Genomic DNA, 7,283 nt, shown 5'->3' on the forward strand with positions numbered 1-7,283 from the left:
CCCGTTTTCTCTTTTCCTTCTGGAAGGAAAAGAGAAAATGGGGGGTGCAATGAACCAGCCATCGCTGGTATCCAATCTCCCCCGCCCGTCAGGGCGAGTAAAGACCCCCCGCTTGGGAGAGCGGTATTACAGGGTATTATCCTCAATCACCTGCGCCTTGATAAGGTTCGTAGACCCGCTCTTGCCCAGAGGCACCCCGGCGGTGATGACCACCGTATCCCCGGGCTGGACCAGCCCCTCCTTCACCGCCACCTCGGCGGAGAGGGAAAAAATCCGGTCCGTGGAGTTGACCTCCCCCGTNAGGAAGGGAATCACGCCCCAGCAGATGGAAAGCTGCCGCCGGGTCTTTTCTTGCATGGTCAGCGCCGCCACCGGGCAGGCGGGGCGGAAGCGGCAGATCATCCGGGCCGTCCGTCCGGAGCTGCTGGCCGCCAGGATGGCCGTGGCGTTCAGGTCCCGGGCCGTGAGACAGCAGGTGTGGGTGATGGCGTCGTTGATGTTGTTGGAGGTGGTAACCACCAGCTGCTTCTGGAAGCGCTTCCAGTAGTCGATGGACGCCTCCGCCTCCGTGACGATCTCCAGCATGGCCGCCAGGGCCTCCACGGGGTACTTGCCCCCGGCAGTCTCCCCGGAGAGCATGACGCAGCTGGTGCCGTCGTATACGGCGTTGGCCACGTCGGAGNCCTNCGNCCGGGNGGGGTGGGGATTGCGCATCATGGAGTCCAGCATCTGGGTGGCGGTAATGACGGGCTTGCCCGCCTGGAGGCCCTTGCGGATCATCTGCTTCTGGAGGGCGGGAACCTTGGCGGCGGGGATCTCCACCCCCAAATCGCCCCGGGCAACCATCACCCCGTCGGCGGCTTCCAGAATGCCGTCCAGGTTGTCGATGCCCTCCTGGTTCTCGATTTTCGCGATGATTTTCACATTGTCCCCGCCGCACTGGTGCAGCACCTCCCGGACGGCCTCCACGTCGGCGGCCCGGCGGACGAAGGAGGCGGCGATGAAGTNAAAGTCGTTCTCCACGCCGAAGCGGATGTCCGCCACGTCCTTCTCCGTCAGAGCGGGGAGCTGGATATGGGCCCCGGGGATGTTGATGGACTTGTTGGCGGAGAGGGTACNGCCGTTTTCCACATGGCACACGATGTCGCAGCCTCGAATTTCCTGGACCCGGATGGCGACCAGCCCGTCGTCAATCAGGATCTCCTGGCCGGGGGACACCTCCTCGTGGAGCTTGGGATAGGNGACGGAAACCCGCTGGGCGGTGCCGGGCACATCCTCCACCGTGAGGGTGAATTCCTCCCCGGCGGTGAGCTCCACGGTCTTGCTCTCAAAGCTCTTGATGCGGATTTCCGGGCCCTTGGTGTCCAGGATGGTGGCCACGGGGCTGCCCATCCGGTCCCGGATGGCCTTCAGGCGGTTCAGCCGCTCCAGGTGCTCCGGGTGGCTGCCGTGGGAAAAGTTGAACCGGGCGCCGTTCATGCCCCCCTTGATGAGGGCGACAATCATGTCCTCGCTGTCCACGGCGGGGCCCAGGGTGCAGATAATTTTCGTTTTTCTCAGCATATGAAATTCCTCCTGTGGATTCCCCCCATGGGAANCCGAAAACCAAATANGGATGTGTCCGTGTGGTTTCCTATTATACAAGAGTCTTCCCCCGCTGGGTAGGTTAGAATTCCATAAATTTTACGTAATCGTTTAGCTTAGTCTCCGTGAAAGTGTTTCCCCAAACGTTTATTTGTAAGAAACAGGGAGGGCCCGCTGGCCCTCCCTGCTTGCTTATTCTTCCCAAAAGAGCTGGTCCAGGGTCTTGCCCAGCGCGCGGCAGATGGCGGCGCAGAGCTTGATGGTGGGGNTGTAGTCCCNCTTTTCAATGGCGTTGATGGTCTGGCGGGAGACCCCTCCCGCGTCCGCCAGCTGCTGCTGGCTCAGATCCAGGGCGGCCCGGGCGGCTTTCATACGGAGGTTTTTCATTCCGCCTCCTCGTCCCGGGGGCGGAGGAGATAGTTGACGATGTACACGATGAGAATCACCAGGACCGCCGCCCCTATGATGGGATTCACCGCCCGGAAGGTCAGCACGCCGTTTTCCGTCAGGCCGGGGGAAATGTGGTACATGACGCCAAGGCCCAGGTTGACGATGGACAGCAGCGCGAAGAAGGTCATGACGGTCCGGGGCTTCTCCCGGAGGCTGAGGTAGGCGTCCTTCAAAATGCAGGTGACGGCGAAGACGCAGAGGGCCAGGGCGATGCAAAGGGTCACNCNCGTCAGCACGTCGCACCACCGGCCNAGGAGCACGTCGGAGATGCCGTAGGCATAGGCGGCGATGAGCAGGGTGAAAAAGCCGTATTGGAACGCCTTGCCCCGGGCCCGCCCCTGCCGCTCGTCGAAGTGCATGTCCAGAACCTTCTTCTTAAATAGGAACATTATAAAAGCAAGACCGGCGAGGAGGCCCGCTATAAGGCCAAAGAAGACTCCGGCATGGTAGAGATCCATAAAAGTCCGTCCTTTCTCCCCTTCGGGTTATTCGCGGGCGATAACCGGCTTGCCGTCGGGGCCCAGCAGAGGCGTGAAGCCCGCCGCGGTGCCGCTGCGGTGAAATACGTAGTGGACGCCGGTTTCCGTGTCTACCCAAATTTCCATGACGTCAAGGGTTCCTTGGGTATATACTTTCTGAAAGCGATTCATAAAGCTCCTCCTTATTTCGTGTTGGTAAGGCCAGTATATAGCTAACCCGACTATTTGTCAAGTATATTTTACTAAAAGAACAATAAAATTTCCGCGCGGCTGAAAACCAGCGCGGAGCGGGGGAAGGGCGGACACGCAGGTCCGCCCCTGCGCGGTGTTCGATTGATAGAGGGGGAAACGGGCCGCCCAGGGGGGCGGCCCGTGTTTCCGGGAATGCCATGCCTAGGGGGGACAGGGGTTATTTCTTCTTCCGCTTTTTCTTTCCCTCGTCAATCTCCCCATAGAGCCACTGGAGCCCGTCGGAGAGGCCGCCGATTTCGTCGATAAGGCCCAGGCGCACCGCCTCCTCGCCGTAGACAACGCTTCCAACGTCCGCGGCCATGTCGTCCTTTTTCAGCATCAGGTCCTGGAAGTCCCCGGCGGAGATATGGCTGTGCCCGGCGACGAAGGCCACGATCCGGTCCTGGAGCCGCTGGAAGTAGCTGTAGGTCTGGGGGGCGGCGATGACGGTGCCGCTCATGCGGACGGGGTGGATGGTCATGGCGGCGGAGGGCACGGCGAAGCTCCGCCTGGCGGCCACCGCCAGGGGCACGCCGATGGAGTGGCTGCCCCCCAGGACGATGGAGACGGTGGGCTTGGTCATGCCGGCAATGAGCTCCGCGATGGCAAGGCCCGCCTCCACGTCTCCGCCCACGGTGTTGAGGAGGAAGAGGACTCCCGCGATTTCGCTGGACTCCTCCAGCTTGGCGAGGAGGGGGAGGACGTGCTCGTACTTGGTGGTTTTGGCCCGGTCGTCGGCGGCCATGTGGCCCTCAATTTGGCCGCTAATGGTGAGGCAGTAGAGATTGNCGTGGGGCGTAGCCGTCATGGNGGAACCGAAGTCCAGAATGGACTGGACGGCCTCCTTCTGTGTATCGTTCTCCGGTTCGGTGGGCTTGGTGGGTTTGGTCATAGTCAGCAACCTTCCTTTCGTAAGGNTAGCTTTNGCGGTTTTTCGGAAATTACCCGCGCCCGGCGGAATCTTACAGCATTGTAAGATACGGCGGGAAATTGTAAGGAAGATCGATGGCAGCCCCGGCGGCGGTTTGCTATACTNACNTCNGTTCNAAGAGAACAGAAACGGAGGAGAAAACAATGAAGAATACGATGAAGGATATGATGAAGGGAATCGCGCTGGGGATTTTGTCGGTGGCGGCGGTCATCGCGGGGCAGACGGCCCTGACCGGCGCGGTGGGCTTCCACACCGCGGAGCTGGCCGGGGGAACGGCTCTGGCTTTCCTGTTCTATTACACCATCTTCCGGATGTGCCGGAAGCGGCGGGAAGCAAGCGCGAAGAAGAACGGATAACAAAAACCGGCGGACCGTATGGCTCCGCCGGTTTCCTGCGTACTCCGGGCTTTTCTTTTTCGCCCCGGCGTGCTATACTGGGGGAAAATCAGGCCCGTGGGGCGGGAGGCGGTCTTTTATGAACGAGCAGAAATGGCGGGTGGTGGTCAAGGTGGGCACCTCCACCCTGACCCACAGCTCCGGCAGTCTGGACCTTCGGAGCATGGAGCGGCTGGTCCGGGTATTGGCGGATCTCAGCGGTGGGGGGCACGAGGTGATTCTGGTGACCTCCGGGGCCATCGCCGTGGGCACCGCCCGGATGGGCCTGGACGAGCGGCCCAGGGCCCTGCGGATGAAGCAGGCCGCCGCCGCCGTGGGCCAGTGCCGGATGATGCACATTTACGACAAGCTCTTCTCCGAGTACAACTGCACCGTGGCCCAGATTCTCCTCACCGGGGAGGATGTGGAGGACCCGGTGCGGGCGGAGCATNTGAAAAACACCTTTGNCAGCCTCCTGGAGCTGGGCATTATCCCGGTGGTGAACGAGAACGACTCCGTATCCTCCGCCGAGATTGAGACGGGGCACCACAAGGTGCTGGGGGACAACGACACCCTTTCCGCCATTGTGGCGGAGCTCTGCGGGGCGGAGCTGCTGGTGCTCCTCAGCGACATCGACGGGCTTTATGACGCCGACCCCAAGCGGGACCCGGGGGCGAGGCTCCTCCACCGTGTGGAGGCGCTGACGCCGGAAATTCTGGAGATGGCCGGCGGCGCGGGCACCTGGCGGGGCACCGGCGGNATGACCACCAAGCTCTCCGCCGCGAAAATCGCCATGGAGGCCGGGTGTGACATGGTGATTACCAACGGCCAAAGGCCGGAGGATTTGTACGGTATTGTGGAAGGGCAGGACATCGGGACGCGGTTTGCCGCGGGAAAGGGAGGCGCGCAATGACGGCATTGCAGGAACAGGGGCGGCGGGCCAAGGCCGCGTCCTATACGTTGGCCACCGCCGGGACGGCCAGGAAAAACGCCGCCCTGGAGGCCATCGCGGAGACGTTGGCAAAGCGGTCGGCGGAGTGGCTGGCGGCCAACGGGGAGGACATCGCCGCCGCCAGGGAGGCGGGGATGCGCCCGGCCATGCTGGACCGGCTGACCCTGACGGAGGAGCGGATTTCCGGCATCGTNGAGGCCGTGCGGCAGGTCGCCGCCCTGCCGGACCCCATCGGAAAAGTGGATAAGATGGAGACCCGGCCCAACGGCCTTATCATCGGGCGGCGGCGGGTGCCCCTGGGGGTGGTGGCCATCATCTTCGAGGCCCGGCCCAATGTCACCGTGGACGCCGCCGCCCTGTGCCTCAAGTCCGGCAACGTCTGCATCCTCCGGGGCGGGAAGGAGGCCATCCGCTCCAACCGGAAGGCGGCGGAGCTGATGCGCGCGGCGCTGAAAAGCGCGGGACTGCCGGAGGACTGCGTGTCCCTGGTCCAGGACACCAGCCATGAGACGGCCAACGAGCTGATGCACCTGGACGGGTACGTGGACGTGCTGATTCCCCGGGGCGGCGCGGGGCTCATCCGGGCGGTTGCCAAAGAGGCCGGCGTCCCGGTGATTCGGACGGGAGAAGGGGTCTGCCATATCTACGTGGACAGCGAGGCGGACCTGGACATGGGGNCGGAGATTCTCTATAACGCCAAGTGCTCCCGGCCCTCGGTCTGCAACGCGGTGGAATGCCTGCTGGTCCAGGAGGACGTTGCGGAGGCGTTTTTGAAAAAGGCCGTGCCCCTGCTGGACCGGAACCGGGTGGAGCTCCGCTGTGACGAAAGAGCCCTGGCGGNTCTGGGGGACCGGGNCGTCCCGGCGGCGGACAGCGACTGGGACGCGGAGTATGACGACTACATCCTGGCCGTGCGGACGGTGAAGGACATGGAGGAGGCTGTGGAGTTTATCAACGCCCACGGCACGGGGCACTCGGAGGCCATCATTACCACCAACTACTTCAAGGCCCAGCGCTTCCTGGACACGGTGGACGCGGCGGCGGTGTACGTCAACGCCTCCACCCGCTTCACCGACGGCGGGGAGTTCGGCCTGGGGGCGGAAATCGGCATCTCCACCCAGAAGATGCACGCCCGGGGGCCCATGGGGCTGGAGGAATTGACCAGCTGCAAGTACGTGATTTACGGCGAGGGGCAGGTCCGGTAAAGGAGGGGAAGGCTATGCGATTCGGATTCATCGGCACGGGAAACATGGGCGGGGCCCTGGCCCGGGCGGCCCGGCGGAGGCTGGCGGGGGAGGATCTCCTCCTGGCCAACCGAACGGAGGCCAAGGCGGCGGCCCTGGCAAAGGAGCTGGGAGCCCCGCTGTCCAACAACCGGACCATCGCGGGGAACGCGGACTACATCTTCCTGGGGGTCAAGCCCCAGATGATGGGGGAGCTTTTGAAGGAGCTTGCCCCCGTTCTGGCGGAGCGGACGGACCGCTTTGTCCTGGTTACCATGGCGGCGGGTCTGACCATCGCCGGTATTCAGAGCATGGCGGGAGGGGATTACCCCGTCCTCCGCGTCATGCCCAACACCCCCTGCTCCATCGGGGAGGGNATGATTCTCTACACGCCCGGCCCCGGCGTGACGGCCACGGAGACGGACTCCTTTCTGGAGGCCATGGCCGGGGCGGGGCGGTTCGCCCTCGTTCCGGAGGGGCTGATGGACGCGGGGTCCGCCGTGGCGGGCTGCGGCCCGGCCTTCGTGGATCTCTTTGTAGAGGCCCTGGCGGACGGCGGCGTGGCCTGCGGCCTGCCCCGGGCCCAGGCCCAGGCCTTCGCGGCCCAGATGGTCCTGGGCTCCGCCCGGCTGATTCTGGAGAGCGGGAAGCACCCGGGAGCGTTGAAGGACGCGGTCTGCTCCCCCGGCGGCACCACCATCCAGGGCGTGCGGAAGCTGGAGGAAGCGGGCTTCCGGGGGGCGGTGATGGACGCGGTCATTGCCGCCTTTGAGAAAAACGGGACGCTGAAATGCTGAAAATAAAGAAAGCCCCCCTTGAAGGGGGGCTTTCTTTATCTGCCTTGCGGCGTTTCTTTCCAAGGAAGCGCTTATTCCCNCTTCAAGACCTTTTTCACCCGCGCCTTCATTTCCGGCGAGAGGACCTTCCCCGCCGCCCGGACGGGCAGGGGAGGCAGAGCGCAGAATTTCCGGACCACCCGGTCGAAGGGCTCCAGGGCGTAGGCGGCAAAGAAGGCCGGCCGATCCGCCGACCGGGCGGTGGGGGANGCCAGCCGGGGGT

Annotated in this window: 10 protein-coding genes; 4 read left to right on the forward strand and 6 right to left on the reverse strand. The window is 63.7% G+C overall.

The features are described from left to right. Positions 1–126: 126 nt before the first annotated feature. The 5 genes from pyk to JX325_RS10670 all read right to left on the reverse strand — a co-directional run bounded on the left by pyk (position 127) and on the right by JX325_RS10670 (position 3,636). Positions 127–1,563, reverse strand: coding sequence for a pyruvate kinase (gene pyk, locus JX325_RS10650; RefSeq protein ID WP_204791109.1), 1,437 nt, complete (start codon positions 1,561–1,563; stop codon positions 127–129). 213 nt (positions 1,564–1,776) lie between these two features. Further along, entirely contained in the window at positions 1,777–1,971 is a 195-nt protein-coding gene (locus JX325_RS10655; protein WP_204791110.1) for a helix-turn-helix transcriptional regulator, read from the reverse strand. Beyond that, positions 1,968–2,492: a hypothetical protein gene (locus JX325_RS10660; protein ID WP_204791111.1), complete on the reverse strand. Its 525-nt coding sequence runs from the start codon at positions 2,490–2,492 to the stop codon at positions 1,968–1,970. The genes JX325_RS10655 and JX325_RS10660 overlap by 4 nt, the downstream gene beginning before the upstream one ends. A gap of 27 nt (positions 2,493–2,519) precedes the next feature. Then, positions 2,520–2,684, reverse strand: coding sequence for a DUF6440 family protein (locus JX325_RS10665; protein WP_204791112.1), 165 nt, complete (start codon positions 2,682–2,684; stop codon positions 2,520–2,522). A gap of 238 nt (positions 2,685–2,922) precedes the next feature. Then, positions 2,923–3,636 carry a ClpP family protease gene (locus JX325_RS10670; protein ID WP_204791113.1) on the reverse strand — a complete coding sequence of 238 codons (714 nt, stop codon included), beginning with the start codon at positions 3,634–3,636 and terminating at the stop codon, positions 2,923–2,925. Positions 3,637–3,818: 182 nt separating this feature from the next. Here JX325_RS10670 and JX325_RS10675 point away from each other — a divergent pair, with 182 nt between their 5' ends. The 4 genes from JX325_RS10675 to proC all read left to right on the forward strand — a co-directional run bounded on the left by JX325_RS10675 (position 3,819) and on the right by proC (position 7,021). Then, a complete protein-coding gene (locus tag JX325_RS10675; RefSeq protein ID WP_204791114.1) occupies positions 3,819–4,031 on the forward strand; it encodes a hypothetical protein in 213 nt (70 codons plus the stop codon). A 118-nt stretch (positions 4,032–4,149) separates the two neighbouring features. Further along, on the forward strand, positions 4,150–4,962 hold the full coding sequence (proB, locus tag JX325_RS10680; RefSeq protein WP_204791115.1) for a glutamate 5-kinase: 813 nt from the start codon (positions 4,150–4,152) through the stop codon (positions 4,960–4,962). Beyond that, positions 4,959–6,206, forward strand: a complete 1,248-nt coding sequence (locus JX325_RS10685; protein ID WP_204791116.1) for a glutamate-5-semialdehyde dehydrogenase — start codon at positions 4,959–4,961, stop codon at positions 6,204–6,206. Before proB ends, JX325_RS10685 begins: the two co-directional genes overlap by 4 nt. 14 nt (positions 6,207–6,220) lie before the next feature. Next, positions 6,221–7,021, forward strand: a complete 801-nt coding sequence (gene proC / locus JX325_RS10690) for a pyrroline-5-carboxylate reductase (RefSeq protein WP_204791117.1) — start codon at positions 6,221–6,223, stop codon at positions 7,019–7,021. Positions 7,022–7,092: 71 nt separating this feature from the next. On the opposite strand, the gene JX325_RS18155 is transcribed toward proC, so the two are convergent. Next, the coding region (locus tag JX325_RS18155) for a hypothetical protein (RefSeq protein WP_243414044.1) at positions 7,093–7,283 on the reverse strand (191 nt) is incomplete at its 5' end.

The organism is Oscillibacter sp. CU971 (assembly GCF_905219725.1).
Classification (GTDB): Bacteria; Bacillota; Clostridia; order Oscillospirales; family Oscillospiraceae; genus Oscillibacter.

Excerpts from the sequence above, each read along its gene's own strand:
- JX325_RS10665 (WP_204791112.1), bottom strand. The coding sequence starts at position 2,684 with ATGAATCGCTTTCAGAAAGTATATACCCAAGGAACCCTTGACGTCATG.
- JX325_RS10675 (WP_204791114.1), top strand. The coding sequence starts at position 3,819 with ATGAAGAATACGATGAAGGATATGATGAAGGGAATCGCGCTGGGGATT.